Source organism: Fervidobacterium pennivorans (assembly GCF_001644665.1).
In the GTDB taxonomy this organism is placed as follows: Bacteria; Thermotogota; Thermotogae; order Thermotogales; family Fervidobacteriaceae; genus Fervidobacterium; species Fervidobacterium ngatamarikiense.
Window position 1 is genome coordinate 1,691,007 of the sequence record NZ_CP011393.1, and the last position, 16,226, is coordinate 1,707,232.

Here is a 16,226-nt window from a genome sequence, read left to right on the forward strand (position 1 = left end):
GATTAACCTCTAAACCTCCTTGAAAGCATAGACCACAACATTAATATGAATAACAACCCAAAAAAGAGTGCTTCAACACTTAGAGCAACGATTTTCCTTTGGATATCATCGATGCTTAAATAGCGATACGCTGCTACTTGGAATGGAAAGAACCAGGTAACCGCCATTACGACAAATACAACCGTGAGTACTATAACTATAGTTCTTAGGTTGTTCCATGCGTTGTCTAACTCTTCTTGTAGATGTTGAATCCTATTGTTAATATTCCTTACATCTTCCTCGTACTTTTTCAGATGTTCCTCCAGTTTTTCAATGGATTCAATCAACTTCTTTTCAATTTCTTCTCTCTCCATGTGCCTCACTCCCTATTCAAACAGGAAAAGAAAGAGAACAAAGTTATCTTATCCGCAGCATATAAGTTACAACTGCGAAATATATCCAGATACCAGCAAGGTCTGCTATCGTTGTTATCAGTGGACCCGCCATAACAGCGGGGTCAATTCTCATCAATTTACCGATGAATGGTAGCATAGAACCTACAACGTTTGCAAAGACGATGATGATGAGCAAGGAAAGTGCCGCAGAGAAGTTAACCACGATGTTGTGTGAAATCATGAAACCGCGCACAAAAAGGACAGCTCCCAATATCGAGCCAAGTACCAGTCCAACGTAAGACTCTCTAAGTAGCACTTTCCACCAGTCTTTTAGTTCAATATCGCCCAGTGCCATACTACGGATTATAAGCGTACTGCTTTGTCCACCCGTGTTTCCTCCCGCATCGGCCATTGTAGTCATGAACGCAGCGATTATAGGAATTGTTGCGAGCACTTCTTCATATCTGTGAACTATAAATGCGTTAACGCTCTCAAGCAACAGCAGACCAACAAGCCAGGGTAATCTGTTTTTGATAAAAATCAGTGGTGACGTGTGAAAATAAGAAGTTGTCGTAACACTCATTCCTGCCATTTTGTGAATATCTTCTGTTGCTTCTTCATCAATAACATCAACGATATCGTCTATAGTTATAATCCCAACAAGCCTCATATCGTTGTCAACCACAGGAATAGCATTTAAATCGTATTTCTTCATCAGTTCGGCGACTTCTTCTTGGTCGGTATTGGTTTTAACATAAATCGGGTCGGGCGTGTATATTTCCTCAATCAATGTGTCAGGTTCAGCGAACAGTAAATCCTCGAGTTTTACATTTCCGATAAGTGTTCTGTCTTCTTCCACTACGAAAATCGTGTAGATTGTCTCTGCGTCTTTTCCAAACTTGCGCACCTTATCAAGGGCTTGTTGAACTGTCATGGATTTTGTCACGTATATAAAATACGGCGACATCAAACGACCCGCTGAGTTTTCGGGGTAATTCAGCACTTCAAGGGTTTGTTCTCTTTCACTTTTAGGTAGGAACGAAAGCAACTTGGTAACAACATCGGCGGGTAATTCATCGAGAAGTTCAGCCCTATCGGAAGGGTCCATGTTTTTGAAAATAGACTTGATTTCGTCATCGGTAAGCAGCTTTACTAGTTCGTATTGCTCATCAGGCTCAAGTTTGGAAAAGACCTCCGCGGCAAGCTCTTTATTCAAAAGGCGGAATACTACAGCTTTTTCTGATGTTTCGAGTTCTTCAATCATTTCGTAAATTACGTTTGGGTCTTGGTCTTCGAGTAGCATTTTCAGTGTTCGGAAATCACCGCGCTCGATGAGTTTGCGGATGTCGATCTGGATTTTTACCTTCATCCTCTTTACCCTCCTTTGCAAGTAGTTTATGGTGGTTTGTCAATGGAATAACTCGGGTATTCCACAAATAATCACCTTCCTTTCACCTGAAGAATCGTTGTACGGAAAAACCTCGAAAATTTTCGAAGTTTTCCCAAAACAGAAGAGCGAACACTTTAAAAAAACTATGCGGGCTTTTATCGTGCATTTATTTTCTTTTGCTTTCTTGATGATTTAATTATACCAGAAAAAGTGACCTTCCGTGCAGGCTTGTATATGAATTTTCTGTGAAGAAAATTAGAATTCTTGGATATTTGCTCGACGAAATAAAGTGAGTGAAAAAATCGCATTTTATGGTATAATGTATAAGAAATCAAAAAAAGCGATTAGGAATACCAAAACTTAAAACACAAAAAAACTGAGCCTTGGAGGGAAAAGGTATGAAGGAGTATCGTCCACAAGAGATAGAGCCAAAGTGGCAAAAGGTCTGGGAAGAGAAAAAGGTTTTTGAAACTCCTCAATATTCTGAAAAACCCAAGTATTACGCACTTGTTATGTTCCCTTATCCATCCGGAACATTGCATGTTGGTCACGTTAAGAACTACACAATAGGCGACATCGTTGCAAGGTACAAAAGAATGCAGGGATACAACGTATTACATCCATTTGGTTACGACGCTTTCGGATTGCCTGCAGAAAACGCAGCAATCGCCCATAAGATACATCCAAAGAAATGGACTATGGATAACATAAACACTATTCGTGGACAAATAAAGAAGATGGGGATTAGCTACGATTGGAACAGGGAAGTTATTACGTGCAATGAAGATTATTATAAATGGACACAGTGGATATTCTTAAAACTCTACGAAGCAGGTTTGGCATACAAAAAGCCTGGAGCTGTAAATTGGTGCCCGAGTTGTCAGACAGTTTTGGCTAACGAACAGGTGAAAGATGGAAAATGTGAAAGGTGTGGTACAACTGTCACTATGAAACATCTTGAACAATGGTATTTCAAAATCACAGATTACGCAGAGAAATTGCTCGAAGGGCTCGACAGACTTCCTGGTTGGCCAGAACATGTCAAAACAATGCAAAGAAACTGGATTGGAAAGAGCACAGGTGCCGAAGTTGATTTTCCAGTCGAAGGTCTTGACAAGAAAATCAGAATCTTCACAACAAGGCCAGACACTATCTACGGTGTGACATTCATGGCAATTGCACCTGAATCTCCACTGGTGCTCGAACTTGTAACTGATGAGAAGAGGAAAGAAGTTGAAGAATTCTTAGCGAGAGTTGCTCTTGAAGATAGGTTCAAGAGAACGAGTTTGGAAGCGAAGAAAGAAGGTGTCTTCCTTGGCAGATATGCAATCAACCCGTTGACTGGTGAAAGAATACCGATTTATGTTGCCAACTACATACTCTATGAATACGGAACTGGCGCAATAATGGCTGTTCCAGCTCACGACAAACGAGATTTTGACTTTGCGAAAGCATATGGATTACCGATAAAACAGGTCATCAAACCCAAAGAAGGTGACTGGAATATAGAAGAAGCACCTTACGAAGACGAAGGTGTAATGATTAACAGCGGTCCGTTTGACGGTTTGGACAGTAAGAAAGGCATTGAAGAAGTCATAAAATATATAGAGGAGAAAGGCTATGGAAAACGAAGTGTCCAATACAAACTCAGAGATTGGCTTATCTCAAGACAGCGCTATTGGGGAGCTCCAATTCCAATAATCTATTGTGACAAATGTGGTATCGTGCCTGTTCCGGAAAAAAATTTGCCGGTCAAACTGCCGGAAAACGTTGAATTCTTACCAACAGGTCAATCACCATTGACCTTAAGCGAAGAATTTAAACACACAACATGTCCAAAATGTGGTGGTCCGGCCCACAGAGAAGTAGAGACAATGGATACATTTGTCGATAGTTCTTGGTACTTCTTAAGATACGTGAACCCAAAATTGGAAGATAAACCCTTTGATACTAGCGATGTAAATTACTGGTTACCGGTAGATCAATACATAGGTGGAGTTGAGCACGCTGTTTTACACTTGCTCTATTCGAGATTCATCACAAAAGTCTTACACGACCTTGGTTATGTTGGTTTCGACGAGCCATTCCAGAATCTCTTCACCCAAGGTATGATTTACAAAGATGGTTGGAAGATGAGCAAATCCAAAGGTAACGTTGTCTCCCCAGATGATATGATAGAAAAATACGGTGCCGATACATTGAGAATGTACATACTTTTCATGGCACCCCCAGAAAAAGATGCTGAATGGAGCGATGCAGGAATAGAGGGTGTGAATCGATTTGTTAAAAGGCTTTGGAACAACTACTACAAAATGCTTGATATCATAAACTCACAAGATGGTGAAGAAAGTGAATTTGGAAAAGAAGAAAAAGCGCTCAGAAGAAAATTGCATGCGATGATTAAGAAAATAAAAGAAGACATTGAAGGTGGCTTTAAGTTCAACACTGCAATCGCTGGACTGATGGAATTTAACAACCAACTTTCCGATTACCTTGAAACAGTCCAGAAACCAAACAAAAAATTGTTGAGAGAGATAGCAGAAAAAATAGCGCTTATAATTTCACCATTTGCACCACACATGGCAGAAGAAATGTGGCATGACTTAGGAAAAGAAACATTAATTGTTGAAGAACGCTGGCCAGATTACGATGAAGAAGCACTTAAGGAAGAAGAGATAACAATAGTCGTCCAGGTTAACGGTAAAGTGAGAGGTAGAATCACTGTTCCGGCAGACTCTTCGGAAGACCAAATAAAAGAAAAGGCTGTTGAAAATGTTAAGAAGTTGGTAGAGGGAAAACAGATAGTCAACATCTTCTATGTGCCTGGAAAACTGGTGAATATCGTTGTTAAATAATTCTAATACCATAAAAATATCGGGGGGAGTTAGGATGAAGAAACTAACAGTGTTTTTGGTATTGTTCATCAGTTTACTTACGTTCGCTCAGCAAGACATTGTTGCTGTTGTTAATGGAAGAAACGTCACCATGGACGAATGGAACAGGGAGGCGAATGTTCAGAAATTGCTCTTAGATATTCAAAACTCAAACCAAACGTTTTACAAGGTTTTAACAACTTCTACAGAGGGAGCTATTTTGATAGAAAAATACAAATTGGAAGTCCTGGACCAACTTGTCCGCAAGGTCTTATTTATCCAGTTTGCTGAGAAACTTGGGGTTGCACCTGATGATAAGACTGTTAAAGAAGATGTTGATAACGAAATAAAGAAAATGCTTACTGAACTCAAGATGACCGAACAACAATTAGACGAATACTTGGTACAGCTCGGAATGGGCAAGCTCGAAGATTACAGGCAAAAACTCTATTTCCAACGAAAATATTCACTATCACTTGCTAACGCTTACACTTACTATCTTAAAAACCTCGCGGTTACAGATGAAGAGATAAAGTCTTACTACGAAAAAAACAAGGACAAATACACAGTTCCGGCTCAATATGATTTACTTGTTTTCAAAACGAACGACAAATCGACAGCGGATACGTTAAGATTAGATGTTGTGAAAGGTCTTTCGAACGACGAAATATTGAAAAAATACAACCTGTCCCCTGTTGTCAACGGATATGTTAACATTAACGACACATCGAAAATTCCACAATCACTCTGGATATTTATCACCAGTGCTGTTAAAGGTACTACGTTACCAGTCCAGCAAGTGGGGAACGAATACTACGTTGTGAAGGTAAGAGACATAAAAGTTGGTAGCACGAAAACTCTTAGTGAAGTTAGTGAGGAAATAAAAAACACCTTGATTGCATCAAAGCAAGAGGAAGCATCGAAAAAACTTTTGGAGGATTTCGAAAAATTTAGAAAAGATTCGAAGATAGAAATAAGGTACAAAAGTCCTATTGTGAAATGAAAAAAGCTTTTGTTGTAACGAAGTTAGGTGTAAAGCATGGCAAAAACGGAATCAAAAACCTTGGGAGTTATAGAAAGAAACTTACTAAATAGAGTAAAAAATGCTTTAGTTAGTGTTTTGCTTATATTTTTAATTGGAACCTTGTACTACTGGCTGTTTGAAGGTTACTCACTTACAGATGCTATTTTCTTTGTTGGAATAACCATATCGACAGTTGGTTATGGAATGCATGAGCAACTTTCAGCGTTTGGTAAGTTTTTTACTGTGATGCTTATATTTGCTGGTTTATCAGTTGTTTTGTATAACGTGTCGTATGTAACAGCTCTGCTAGTTGAGGGTGAATTAATCAAACTGATGAAACAAAAAAGAGTGGAAAGAAAGGTGTCAAAGATGAAGGACCATGTAATTGTTGTTGGAGCTGGAAACATAGGAACAAAGGTTATAAATCAGTTGTTAAGGTTGAACGAACCGGTTGTTGCAATAGACAGCCTTGTGACTGAAGAAGAGCTTAGGGAAAAAATAACCGACAGTTCAAAAACAAATAACGTAGTTTTTGTAAAGGGCGATGCAACGAGCGAAGAAGTATTATTAAGGGCTGGTATCAAGCAAGCGAGGGCTCTTGTTACCACTTTACCAAACGATGCACTCAACATCTTTGTTACCCTGACTGCTAAGAACTTGAATCCAAACATATACGTCGTTTCGAATATATCGAATATATCGAATCTAACAAAATTCATTTACGCAGGGGTAGACCATCCTATTGCAACAGCAGAAATAGCGGGGTTAAAGATTGTCGAAGCGCTGACTTTCCTCAAAAAGCGTGAAAATATTATAGATGTGCTAAACATATCAGACAAAGCCTTTCAGGTTGAAATAATTGATATAAAAAACACAAAACTTGCTGGTAAAAAGATAGAAGAATTGAAACTTAAGGAAAAGTACAGTGTTTACATCATTGGCTTGTTAAAAGACAAAGCTCTGGTCTTAGGTCCCTCAAAGAATGAGGTTTTGACAGATGATAGCAAAGCGGTCCTATTTGGTGAAGTAAACGGTCTTTCAAAGTTCAGAGAAGATTTTTTAAACACGTAACAAAGTAAAAGTTATGAAAAATCACAAAAAGTACGGTTGGGAGGGAGCAAACGATGAAGGCGAAAGCTCAGGCAAAGGGTTTGAAAACCATGACCATGGAATGGAATGGTGATGCTTTGATACTTATTGACCAACGAAGGCTTCCTTTTGAAGAAGTTTACGTAACTTGCGCAGACTATCGTGCAGTTGCGCTTGCTATAAAAGAAATGGTTGTACGAGGAGCTCCAGCTATAGGAGCAGCGGCGGCATTTGGATATGTGCTGGGAGCAAAAGAAATAACAAGAAAAACTTACAATTATGAACAAGCCATGATGCAATTGAAAAACGTGAAAGAAACGCTGGCAAGAACAAGGCCAACAGCTGTAAACCTTTTCTGGGCGCTGGATAGGATGGAACGCAGAGCAGTAGAACACGGAAAATTTGAAGGACTTGTTAGGGTGTTGGAAGAAGAGGCTTTGAAAATTGCGATTGAAGATATAGAAACTAACAAAGCCATTGGCAGGCATGGTGCTCAATTACTTGAAGACGGTTTTACAGTCTTGACGCACTGTAACGCAGGCGCACTTGCAACTGTAGATTACGGAACGGCACTAGGTGTTCTAAGAGCAGCCAAAGAACAGGGCAAACGTATAAAAGTTTACGCAGATGAAACAAGACCGTATCTGCAGGGTGCAAGGCTTACCGCATGGGAATTAATGAAAGATGGGTTTGATGTCACAGTTATAAGTGACAATATGGCAGGATGGGTGATGAAACAGGGAAAAATCAACGCAGTTATCGTCGGAGCTGATAGAATTGCCGCCAACGGTGATGTGGCGAATAAGATAGGGACCTATATGGTTGCCGTTCTTGCGAAAAGACATGGCATACCATTCTATGTTGCTGCCCCAACGAGCACGATAGATATGTCAATAAGAAGCGGAGCGGAAATACCAATTGAAGAGAGGTCTCATGAAGAAGTTGCAACTTGTGGTGGAAAAAGGATAGTTCCAAACAACGTTAACATTTACAACCCCGCTTTCGATGTAACTGACAACGAACTTGTCACTGCGATAATCACGGAAAAAGGGGTAGTTTATCCTCCGTACGAAGAGAATTTGAAAAAGTTATTTGAAGAAGAAAAATAAGAGGTTGTTTACAAAATCCGAGGAGTGTGATGATATGATAGATCTCAAATTACTGAGAAAGAACCCAGAGTTATTCTATGAAGCACTGAGAAAAAGGAATTATTCTACTGAAATCCTTGACAAAATCGTGGAGCTGGACAAGGAATGGAGAAATTATGTCAATATTGTCAACAACCTAAAAGCAAAAAGAAATGAGCTTTCCAAAATGGTTGCAAAATTGAAAGCAGAGGGTAAGAACGAAGAAGCGAATGAAATAATCGCCGAAAGCAAGAAATTGGGTGATGAAATCGCTCAATACGAGGCAAAAGAAAAAGAGTTGGAAGACCAGATGTACAACTTGGCGCTTTACATACCGAACGTTCCACACGAAAGTGTGCCTGTTGGGAAGGACGAAACTGAGAATGTCGAGGTTCGAAGATGGGGAGAACCGAGAAAGTTCGATTTCGAACCTAAAGCCCACTGGGACCTCGGTCCTGAACTTGGTATGCTTGATTTTGACAGGGGTGCTAAGTTAAGTGGTTCGAGGTTTACCGTGATGTTTGGAGAAATCGCTAGACTTGAACGTGCTCTCGCTCAATTCATGCTTGATACTCACACACAGAACGGATATATAGAAGTCAATGTTCCGCATTTAGTTAAAAGGGAAACAATTACTGCGACAGGCCAGCTTCCGAAATTTGCGGAAGAACTTTACACATGTGAAAGAGATGATTTATTCCTTATCCCGACTGCGGAAGTTTCACTTGCCGCATTGCATATAGATGAGATTCTTGAAGAAACTCAACTTCCGATAAAGTACACAGCGTTCACTCCATGTTATAGACGAGAGGCGGGAAGTTACGGTAAAGATGTGCGAGGATTAATAAGACAACACCAATTTGAAAAGGTTGAACTTGTTTGGTACACAACACCCGAACGGTCTTTCGAAGACCTGGAACAACTAACCCGCGATGCGGAAAAGATTCTCCAACTTCTTGGGTTACCTTACAGGGTTGTAGCGCTCTGCACAGGTGACCTTGGTTTTGCAGCTGCGAAAACGTATGATATAGAAGTCTGGTTGCCATCTTACAATGCGTATAAAGAAATTTCATCTTGTAGCAACGATACCGATTTCCAAGCAAGAAGAGGTAATATGCGCTATAGAACGAAAAACGGAAAGCTCAATTACGTCCATACACTTAATGGCTCAGGTCTTGCGATAGGAAGAACACTTGTCGCTATTATGGAAAACTATCAAAATCCTGATGGTACAATAACTGTGCCTGAAGTGCTTAGACCTTACATGAAAACTGATGTCATAAAACCAATGAAGTAAGTGGGGAATATAAAATGCAAAATGAACGATAGTGTAACAAGGGATGGGAGAATTTTGATGCGTGATTTCAACACACTCTTCGGTGAGGATAGAGCTTTGATAGAAAAAATTAGAAAGATGAATTACGAAGAGCTTCATTCATTTGCTCAAGAGATTAGAAAATACATCATTGATGTGACCTCCGTCAACGGAGGTCACTTGGCTTCCAATTTAGGAACCGTCGAATTAACCCTCGCGCTTTATAGAGTCTTCGCCCCCTATGAAGATTACGTAATCTGGGATACAGGCCATCAAACCTACACTCACAAATTATTGACAGGTAGATGGGATGCTTTTAAAACGCTTCGGACCTTTGGCGGACTATCAGGATTTACGAACGTGTTTGAAGCGAAGGTGGATAGATTCGGTGCAGGGCATGTTGGAACCTCGATAGCAGCTGCATTAGGTATAGAAAAAGCATTAAAGTTGCAGAACAGAAAGGCTAACGTTGTAGTGGTCATAGGTGATGGTGCACTAACAAGTGGACAAGCTTTAGAAGCACTCAACCAAGTTAAAGCGCAGGATTCTAAGATAAAGATAATACTTAACAGCAATGGGATGAGCATTTCTAAAAATGTCGGCGGACTATCCCAACTACTTGAGACTCTCAGAACGAGCAAGATTTATATAACAGTAAAAGAGAAACTGAAAAAAGGGCTCAACGAAGCTGTTGAGTTTGAATTGAAAAAGATTAGAGAGGCCTTAAAAGTTGCACTCATAGGTGAGGACTTCTTTGAGTCTATAGGTTTAAAGCATTTTGGACCTGTTGATGGACATGACCTGAGGTCTTTAGAAGAAGCTCTAAAACAAGTTAAAGACTATCCATATCCAACGGTACTCACTGTGTTTACGATAAAGGGTAAAGGTTATTATTTCTCCGAGCAGAATCCTACAAAGTTTCATGGTGTGGATAAATTTGATCCAGATTCAGGCTTTTTTGAGAAGCCTGAGGGAACTTATTCCTACAGCGAAGTCTTTGGAACAACATTGACAAAAATTGCTTCGCAGGATGATAGAATTGTTGCATTAACTGCCGCAATGCCTGATGGAACAGGCCTTAGTAAATTCGCAAAGCAATTTCCACAAAGATTTGTTGACCTGGGTATAACCGAACAATCTGTGGTCACCTATGCTGGTGGCTTGGCAACTATGGGCTTCAAACCTGTGGTAGCAATATATTCTACATTCTTGCAAAGAGCCTACGACCAGATAATCCACGACATCGCACTCCAGAATTTGGATGTGCTATTCGCCATCGACAGGGCAGGCTTAGTGGGAACAGATGGTCCAACACACCATGGAGTGTTTGATATAGCCTATCTTAGACCCATACCAAATATGAAGATATTAACACCGCTTGATGGTCAAGACCTTGCTGTTATGTTGTGGACGGTCCTGAAGGAAAGGGATAAGTACAGAGGTCCCATTGCCATAAGATACCCACGGGATGTGGAATTTGGCAATTTGGAGGAAATTTGTGGTAAAATAGAAACCGTAGAGCCTTTTAAATGGCAGTTACTTGTGGAAGGAAAGGAAGCAGCTTTATTAGCGGTCGGCGTGCTTGCAAAGAAATACTTGGATATTGCGAAAGCAAACCGTTGGACTTTGATTGGAGTAAGAAGTGTAAAACCAATAGATGAAGAGATGCTTGAAAAAGTATTCGAAACTCATAAATACGTTTTTACTATAGAAGAAGGTGCGGTGCTTGGTGGATTTGGAGAGAGTGTTGCTGCGAAATACCTAAGAGATTATGCGGACAAATACGACTGCAAAGTAGAGGTTGTTGGTATACGGGACGAATTTATACCGCATGGCACAAGGGATGAACTTATAAAGTACGTCGGACTTGACAGCAACAATATTGAGCAAATGATTAAAAAATACGTTATGAAAGGAGTGAGGTTATGAAGTTTCAAACAGAATACGGTGAGGTTGAAATTACCGTTAACGCTATAAGAAAGCTTGTTTATCTTGCAGTCCTTGAAACTTATGGACCTATAAGCATAGGTTCCGACAATTGGTTTTCAAGATGGTTTTCCTCCGAGGAAGGTAAGATAAAGGTTGAAGAGGACGAATACGGACATTTAAAAATTGATATATTCGTTGAAGTAGAATTCGGTACAAAGGTCACAGAAGTTGGCAAGAATATAGAAGAGAACGTTGTCCACAAACTCCGCGCATTCGCGAACTGTGAAAATCCAGAAGTAAACGTGCACATTATTGGTGTGCGCTGAAATGAGGTGATAGCTTGCTGACCACAATAAATGGTTCAGATATGAAAGGCATCTTCATGAAAGGTGCCGAGAATTTGCTTGCCCATAGGGATGAGATAAATGCACTGAATGTTTTCCCTGTTCCTGACGGGGATACAGGTTCGAATATGAGTTCTACAATGCTCGAAGCGTGTAAGTACCTTGAAAACCTTACTGATGAAAAACTAAGCAAAGTCCTTGATGCCATAAAACGAGGCACTCTGATGGGGGCAAGGGGGAATTCTGGAGTTATCCTCTCCCAAATATTCAGAGGCTTTTGTGATACACTTTCGAAAAAAAGCAAGCTCACAGTTGCAGACTTTGTAAAGGGCATAAAAGGGGCTAAAGAGACCTCTTACAAGGCGGTTTTAAGACCTGTTGAGGGGACGATTTTGACAGTAATTCGCGTACTGGACGAACATTCCAAAGAACTTTCCAACCTCGAAAGCTTTGAAGCGCTCTTCGAGAAGATGGAAGAGATTGCACTTGATACTGTGAAAAAAACTCCATCATTGTTGCCAAAACTAAAAGAGGCGAATGTTGTTGATGCTGGCGCGAAAGGTCTATATTACATCATTCAGGGATTCAAAATGTACGCCTTGGGTGATACATCAATAAACCTGGAAGGTGTTGAGACAAGACCTTCCGAAGAAATAACCATAGCATACGAAGAACTAACCTATCAATATTGTACAGAACTCATCGTCAGAGCCAAAAGACCAATAACTAACGGTACGCAAAAGCAATTGGAAAATTACCTAAATACAATAGGTGATTCCGTTGTCTTCTTTGTACAGGATGATATCATCAAACTCCACGTTCATACAAACAATCCAGGTCAAGTTATTGAAGAGTTCCTGAAGCACGGTGAGCTACTAAAGGTTAAAATCGACAACATGAAAGAACAGCATGAACACGTTGTTGGAGAAGCTTACGCAAAAAAGGAAAGAAAAAAGATAGCCTACGTTGCCGTCTCACCCGGTGAAGGGATTTCCAAAGTGCTTAAAGACCTCGGGGTTGACGAAATCATCTCTGGTGGGCAGTCGATGAATCCAAGCATGGCTGATATACTTGATGCTATAAGACGTGCCAATGCAGAGAACGTAATTGTCTTTCCAAACAATTCGAACATAATATTGGCAGCAGAACAAGCAGCAAAAACTGCGGAACAAGAAGGAATAAAGGTTTACGTTGTAAAAACAACCAACGTTCAACAGAGCATTTCAGCAATGATTTACAGGGTAGGAGAAGAAATTGAGGAAATAATAACCAGCATAGAGGAGACAATAAGAAAGACAATAGCTATATCAATTACGGTTGCCGTAAGAGATTCAAAATACGCAGGTGAAAAGATTAAGAAGGATGAATACTTAGGTTTTTTGAACAAAGAACTTGTTGCACACCACAAGAATTTGGTTAATGTGCTTGATAAGATTTACCAAAGATGCAAACTCGAGGAACACGAGATTCTTACAGTATTCGTTGGCTCAAGCGCAACCCCTATTGAGCAAAGTATTGTTGAAAAATACACCAAAAAGAAATACCCGAACGTGCAGATAGAATTCATCGAAGGAGGTCAGCCACACTACCCGTTCCTTATGATGGTCGAGTAAAATTGAGTTGTTTACAGTTCTTGCATTAGAGGTGAAGATATGAGGGAATTAATGACAGTTAAAAGTGTCGATGAGCATTATGTATATCTTTCTTTAAACGTTGACAAAGTAGCATGTGCTTCATGTGGGTTATCAGGTTCTTGCTCAATACAAAACGAGAGCTCTAAGAAGGGAGTTTTCAAGATAGATAAAAGGAGTGTGAGGCAAGACTTGCTTCCTCTCGTGCCAGGTGATTTGGTGGTTGTTGATTTCAAATACAACCCAGCAATTCTATCGCTAATTGTTTACGGTATACCTTTAGCAGGCTTTATTCTTGGAACCCTTATTGGTTACCTATTAAAATTTTCGGACATTGTTTCTTTCATACTTGCGTTGGCTCTTACCGGGGGAGGAGCATTTTTGACAAGAATTTACGACAGAAAATACAAAATAGAGATAATAGATGTTAGAAGAAACACGGTCACGATAAACACAGGACAACTTTCATAGCAAAAACCGATGTAAGTGCTGCAATCTTTTTTTTTGCAAACGTAGGGGGGAAGGGTATGGTATACCACTTCAAAAAAGGAACCGGTAATAACGGTTGGATTGTTATAATACATGGCCTTGGCGAGCACATAGGTAGGTATGAGAAACTCATTAACATGCTTGTGGAAAACAATTTCGGTGTCATCGGATTTGATTTACCTGGTCATGGTAAAAGCTCCGGTAAACGTGGGCATACATCTATTGAAGAAGTCATAGACTTAATCGATGAAATCACAAAAACAGTTAACTCCTTTATCCTTTTTGGGCACAGTTTGGGTGGGCTCATCGCTGTACGTTACACAGAAGAACGACCAAACAAAGTTTCCAAACTTGTTGTATCGTCTCCTGCACTACAGCTTGAACCGAAACCAAGCCAGATAATGATGCTAAAAATGTTCTCTGTTTTAGCGCCTTCGTTAACTGTGAAGAATGGTATAAACCCGGACCTTTTATCGAGAAATAAAGATGCAGTTCATAGATATGTTACAGATCCGCTTGTTCATGACAAAATCTCGATTAAGCTTGGCAAAAGTATGTTGCAAAATGTCCAATTAGCGCATGAGAGAGCTCCGAGAATCAAATGTCCCGTAGTCGTTCTAATAGGTACAGAAGACAAAGTAACGCCTCCTCAAGGAGCACGTAAATTTTACGAAGAGCTTGATACACAAAAGGTAATTGAAGAGTTTGAAGGTGGTTACCACGAACTTTTTGAAGACCCAGAACATGGCGAGGAATTCCATAACAGAATCCTATATTACATAAAAGATTGGGTATAAGTCTGTTTAATAATAAGAAAGAAAAAGTATATAGCTGAAAGGGTGAGCAAGAATGGGAGTTTACAAAACAAGGTTCGGTGAGCTGGAAATAAAAGATAACGAAATCATAACCTTTCCAAATGGAATACCAGGTTTTGAGGAACTCAGAAAATTTGCCATTTTGAATATCCCAGAAACACGACCAATTCAATGGCTTGTCAGTTTAGAGGATAAGAACGTATCTTTCCCGCTCATAGACCCTTGGTTGGTTTTGGAGACATACGAGGTAGATCTATCAAAACAAGACTTAGATATTTTACAGGTTGAAGACCCTTCGGACATAGTTGTGTGGAGTATAGTTACTATCCCTGTCGGTAAACCGGAGTTAGCGACGGTAAACTTAAAAGCTCCAGTTGTGGTGAACATAAAAAATGGAATAGGCATTCAGGTTATACTTGAAAAGTATGAACTAAAACATCCCATAGTTTCCGAAAAAGAGCCAGAGAGTCAATCTGATGATAGAAAAAGTAAAGAAGAGAGTGGTGCTTGATATGCTTGTGCTATCAAGGAGAGTTGGAGAGAGTATAATAATCGGTGATAATATACAAGTGAAAGTGCTGAAAATAGATGGTAATGCTGTTAAAATAGGCATAATCGCACCAACTGATGTAAGGATTTACCGAGAAGAGGTCTACAAAACGGTAGCTCAAAGCAACAAAATGGCTACTGATTCTGCTTCACAAATAGAAACGGTAAAGAAGCTAAAGGAGGTTATCGGCGGTGATAAAGATAGATGATAAACTTATTGACCATCTTTCTAAGCTTGCACGTTTAACGTTTGAAGAGACGGAGAGACTAAAATCTGACCTTCAGAAAATCATTGACTATTTTGAAATACTTTCCGAAGTTGACACCGAAGGTATCGAACCGATGTACACACCTATAGAGGAACCATGCAAGCTTAGAGAGTCGGAGCCAAAATCACATGAGAATGTTGAAGGTATTATTGAAAACTTTCCTGAAAAGGAAGGCCGATTCATCAAAGTTCCAAGTATCTACGGTTGATGTACTAACGAACTGGAAAAAGGCGGAAGATCTCGCCGCCGAATACCTAAGACGCAACGGCTATAAGATACTTGAAAGAAACTATCACACACCGTTTGGTGAGATAGACATAATTGCAAAGCACGGTAAAACTTACGTGTTTGTTGAAGTAAAATCTGGTACAGGTATTCGAATAAACCCTTCCGAGCGTGTTGATGTGAAGAAGTACGAAAGAATAAACCGCAGTGCGGAATATTATCTGAGAAGTAAGCGGTATTCAAAAGCCCGGATAGATGTTATTGAGATTGTAAGCAACGAGAAATTAGAAATAAGACACTACAAGAACATAGGGTGGGATTTTATATGAAGATAATAGCAACCAATAAAAAAGCATACACAGATTACATTATAGATGAAACATATGAAGCTGGCATTGTGCTTGTTGGAACAGAAGTAAAGTCTTTGAGGGAACATGGTGCAAGTTTCAAAGATTCATTTTGCAGGATAAAAGACGGAGAGATATATTTGTTGAATTTACATATACCACCGTATCGTTTTGGAAATATCTACAACCATGATCCTGAAAGACCCAGGAAATTGCTCTTACATAGGAAGCAGATAGACAGAATCTGGGGAAAAATTAGACAAGAAGGATACACGGTGGTTCCGACAAAAATCTATTTCAACGACAGAGGAATAGTCAAAGTAGAAATTGCGGTTGCAAAAGGTAAGAAGGGTCATGACAAACGTGAGGAAATCAAAAAGAAAGAAATTGACAGGAGAATAAAAGAATATTTGAAAAGATAAAAACTTTCAAAGGG

The 16,226-nt window shown here is 39.8% G+C and carries 17 protein-coding genes; 15 read left to right on the forward strand and 2 right to left on the reverse strand.

Going from position 1 to position 16,226, the window contains the following annotated elements; genetic code table 11:
- Positions 1-2 precede the first annotated feature (2 nt).
- Together JM64_RS07820 and mgtE are read right to left on the reverse strand one after the other, a co-directional pair.
- Entirely contained in the window at positions 3-353 is a 351-nt protein-coding gene (locus JM64_RS07820; protein WP_064012160.1) for a hypothetical protein, read from the reverse strand.
- Positions 354-396: 43 nt separating this feature from the next.
- Positions 397-1,743: a magnesium transporter gene (gene mgtE / locus JM64_RS07825; RefSeq protein WP_064012161.1), complete on the reverse strand. Its 1,347-nt coding sequence runs from the start codon at positions 1,741-1,743 to the stop codon at positions 397-399.
- Between the two features lie 419 nt (positions 1,744-2,162).
- Here mgtE and leuS point away from each other — a divergent pair, with 419 nt between their 5' ends.
- The 15 genes from leuS to smpB are packed head-to-tail and all read left to right on the forward strand — an operon-like array spanning position 2,163 to position 16,212.
- Complete coding sequence (gene leuS, locus JM64_RS07830) at positions 2,163-4,619, forward strand: leucine--tRNA ligase (RefSeq protein WP_064012162.1); 2,457 nt, start codon at positions 2,163-2,165, stop codon at positions 4,617-4,619.
- A 34-nt stretch (positions 4,620-4,653) separates the two neighbouring features.
- The gene (locus JM64_RS07835) at positions 4,654-5,640 is read left to right on the forward strand and encodes a peptidyl-prolyl cis-trans isomerase (RefSeq protein WP_064012163.1); all 987 of its coding nucleotides are present in this window, start codon (positions 4,654-4,656) and stop codon (positions 5,638-5,640) included.
- Between the two features lie 36 nt (positions 5,641-5,676).
- The gene (locus tag JM64_RS07840; RefSeq protein ID WP_064012164.1) at positions 5,677-6,732 is read left to right on the forward strand and encodes a potassium channel family protein; all 1,056 of its coding nucleotides are present in this window, start codon (positions 5,677-5,679) and stop codon (positions 6,730-6,732) included.
- Positions 6,733-6,785: 53 nt separating this feature from the next.
- The gene (mtnA, locus tag JM64_RS07845) at positions 6,786-7,859 is read left to right on the forward strand and encodes an S-methyl-5-thioribose-1-phosphate isomerase (protein WP_064012165.1); all 1,074 of its coding nucleotides are present in this window, start codon (positions 6,786-6,788) and stop codon (positions 7,857-7,859) included.
- A 34-nt stretch (positions 7,860-7,893) separates the two neighbouring features.
- Positions 7,894-9,174 carry a serine--tRNA ligase gene (serS, locus tag JM64_RS07850; RefSeq protein ID WP_064012166.1) on the forward strand — a complete coding sequence of 427 codons (1,281 nt, stop codon included), beginning with the start codon at positions 7,894-7,896 and terminating at the stop codon, positions 9,172-9,174.
- Between the two features lie 57 nt (positions 9,175-9,231).
- The gene (dxs, locus tag JM64_RS07855; RefSeq protein ID WP_064012593.1) at positions 9,232-11,121 is read left to right on the forward strand and encodes a 1-deoxy-D-xylulose-5-phosphate synthase; all 1,890 of its coding nucleotides are present in this window, start codon (positions 9,232-9,234) and stop codon (positions 11,119-11,121) included.
- Entirely contained in the window at positions 11,118-11,447 is a 330-nt protein-coding gene (locus JM64_RS07860) for an Asp23/Gls24 family envelope stress response protein (RefSeq protein WP_029684059.1), read from the forward strand. Before dxs ends, JM64_RS07860 begins: the two co-directional genes overlap by 4 nt.
- Positions 11,448-11,464: 17 nt before the next feature.
- Positions 11,465-13,078, forward strand: a complete 1,614-nt coding sequence (locus tag JM64_RS07865; RefSeq protein WP_409417956.1) for a DAK2 domain-containing protein — start codon at positions 11,465-11,467, stop codon at positions 13,076-13,078.
- A gap of 39 nt (positions 13,079-13,117) precedes the next feature.
- The gene (locus JM64_RS07870) at positions 13,118-13,567 is read left to right on the forward strand and encodes a SoxR reducing system RseC family protein (protein ID WP_064012167.1); all 450 of its coding nucleotides are present in this window, start codon (positions 13,118-13,120) and stop codon (positions 13,565-13,567) included.
- 56 nt (positions 13,568-13,623) lie between these two features.
- Positions 13,624-14,382, forward strand: a complete 759-nt coding sequence (locus JM64_RS07875; protein ID WP_064012168.1) for an alpha/beta hydrolase — start codon at positions 13,624-13,626, stop codon at positions 14,380-14,382.
- A 52-nt stretch (positions 14,383-14,434) separates the two neighbouring features.
- Positions 14,435-14,911, forward strand: a complete 477-nt coding sequence (fliW, locus tag JM64_RS07880) for a flagellar assembly protein FliW (protein WP_064012169.1) — start codon at positions 14,435-14,437, stop codon at positions 14,909-14,911.
- 1 nt (position 14,912) lies between these two features.
- Positions 14,913-15,158: a carbon storage regulator CsrA gene (csrA, locus tag JM64_RS07885; protein ID WP_064012596.1), complete on the forward strand. Its 246-nt coding sequence runs from the start codon at positions 14,913-14,915 to the stop codon at positions 15,156-15,158.
- Entirely contained in the window at positions 15,142-15,426 is a 285-nt protein-coding gene (gene gatC / locus JM64_RS07890; protein WP_064012170.1) for an Asp-tRNA(Asn)/Glu-tRNA(Gln) amidotransferase subunit GatC, read from the forward strand. Before csrA ends, gatC begins: the two co-directional genes overlap by 17 nt.
- Entirely contained in the window at positions 15,347-15,772 is a 426-nt protein-coding gene (locus JM64_RS07895; protein WP_231882334.1) for a YraN family protein, read from the forward strand. The genes gatC and JM64_RS07895 overlap by 80 nt, the downstream gene beginning before the upstream one ends.
- Positions 15,769-16,212 (forward strand): SsrA-binding protein SmpB, encoded by a 444-nt coding sequence (smpB, locus tag JM64_RS07900; RefSeq protein WP_064012171.1) that lies wholly within the window; start codon positions 15,769-15,771, stop codon positions 16,210-16,212. Before JM64_RS07895 ends, smpB begins: the two co-directional genes overlap by 4 nt.
- The last annotated feature ends 14 nt before the right edge of the window (positions 16,213-16,226 follow it).

Excerpts from the sequence above, each read along its gene's own strand:
- JM64_RS07860 (WP_029684059.1), top strand. The coding sequence starts at position 11,118 with ATGAAGTTTCAAACAGAATACGGTGAGGTTGAAATTACCGTTAACGCT.
- mtnA (WP_064012165.1), top strand. The coding sequence starts at position 6,786 with ATGAAGGCGAAAGCTCAGGCAAAGGGTTTGAAAACCATGACCATGGAA.
- JM64_RS07840 (WP_064012164.1), top strand. The coding sequence starts at position 5,677 with ATGGCAAAAACGGAATCAAAAACCTTGGGAGTTATAGAAAGAAACTTA.
- serS (WP_064012166.1), top strand. The coding sequence starts at position 7,894 with ATGATAGATCTCAAATTACTGAGAAAGAACCCAGAGTTATTCTATGAA.
- JM64_RS07895 (WP_231882334.1), top strand. The coding sequence starts at position 15,347 with ATGAGAATGTTGAAGGTATTATTGAAAACTTTCCTGAAAAGGAAGGCC.
- csrA (WP_064012596.1), top strand. The coding sequence starts at position 14,913 with ATGCTTGTGCTATCAAGGAGAGTTGGAGAGAGTATAATAATCGGTGAT.
- dxs (WP_064012593.1), top strand. The coding sequence starts at position 9,232 with ATGCGTGATTTCAACACACTCTTCGGTGAGGATAGAGCTTTGATAGAA.
- JM64_RS07870 (WP_064012167.1), top strand. The coding sequence starts at position 13,118 with ATGAGGGAATTAATGACAGTTAAAAGTGTCGATGAGCATTATGTATAT.
- fliW (WP_064012169.1), top strand. The coding sequence starts at position 14,435 with ATGGGAGTTTACAAAACAAGGTTCGGTGAGCTGGAAATAAAAGATAAC.
- JM64_RS07875 (WP_064012168.1), top strand. The coding sequence starts at position 13,624 with ATGGTATACCACTTCAAAAAAGGAACCGGTAATAACGGTTGGATTGTT.
- mgtE (WP_064012161.1), bottom strand. The coding sequence starts at position 1,743 with ATGAAGGTAAAAATCCAGATCGACATCCGCAAACTCATCGAGCGCGGT.
- JM64_RS07835 (WP_064012163.1), top strand. The coding sequence starts at position 4,654 with ATGAAGAAACTAACAGTGTTTTTGGTATTGTTCATCAGTTTACTTACG.
- smpB (WP_064012171.1), top strand. The coding sequence starts at position 15,769 with ATGAAGATAATAGCAACCAATAAAAAAGCATACACAGATTACATTATA.
- JM64_RS07820 (WP_064012160.1), bottom strand. The coding sequence starts at position 353 with ATGGAGAGAGAAGAAATTGAAAAGAAGTTGATTGAATCCATTGAAAAA.
- leuS (WP_064012162.1), top strand. The coding sequence starts at position 2,163 with ATGAAGGAGTATCGTCCACAAGAGATAGAGCCAAAGTGGCAAAAGGTC.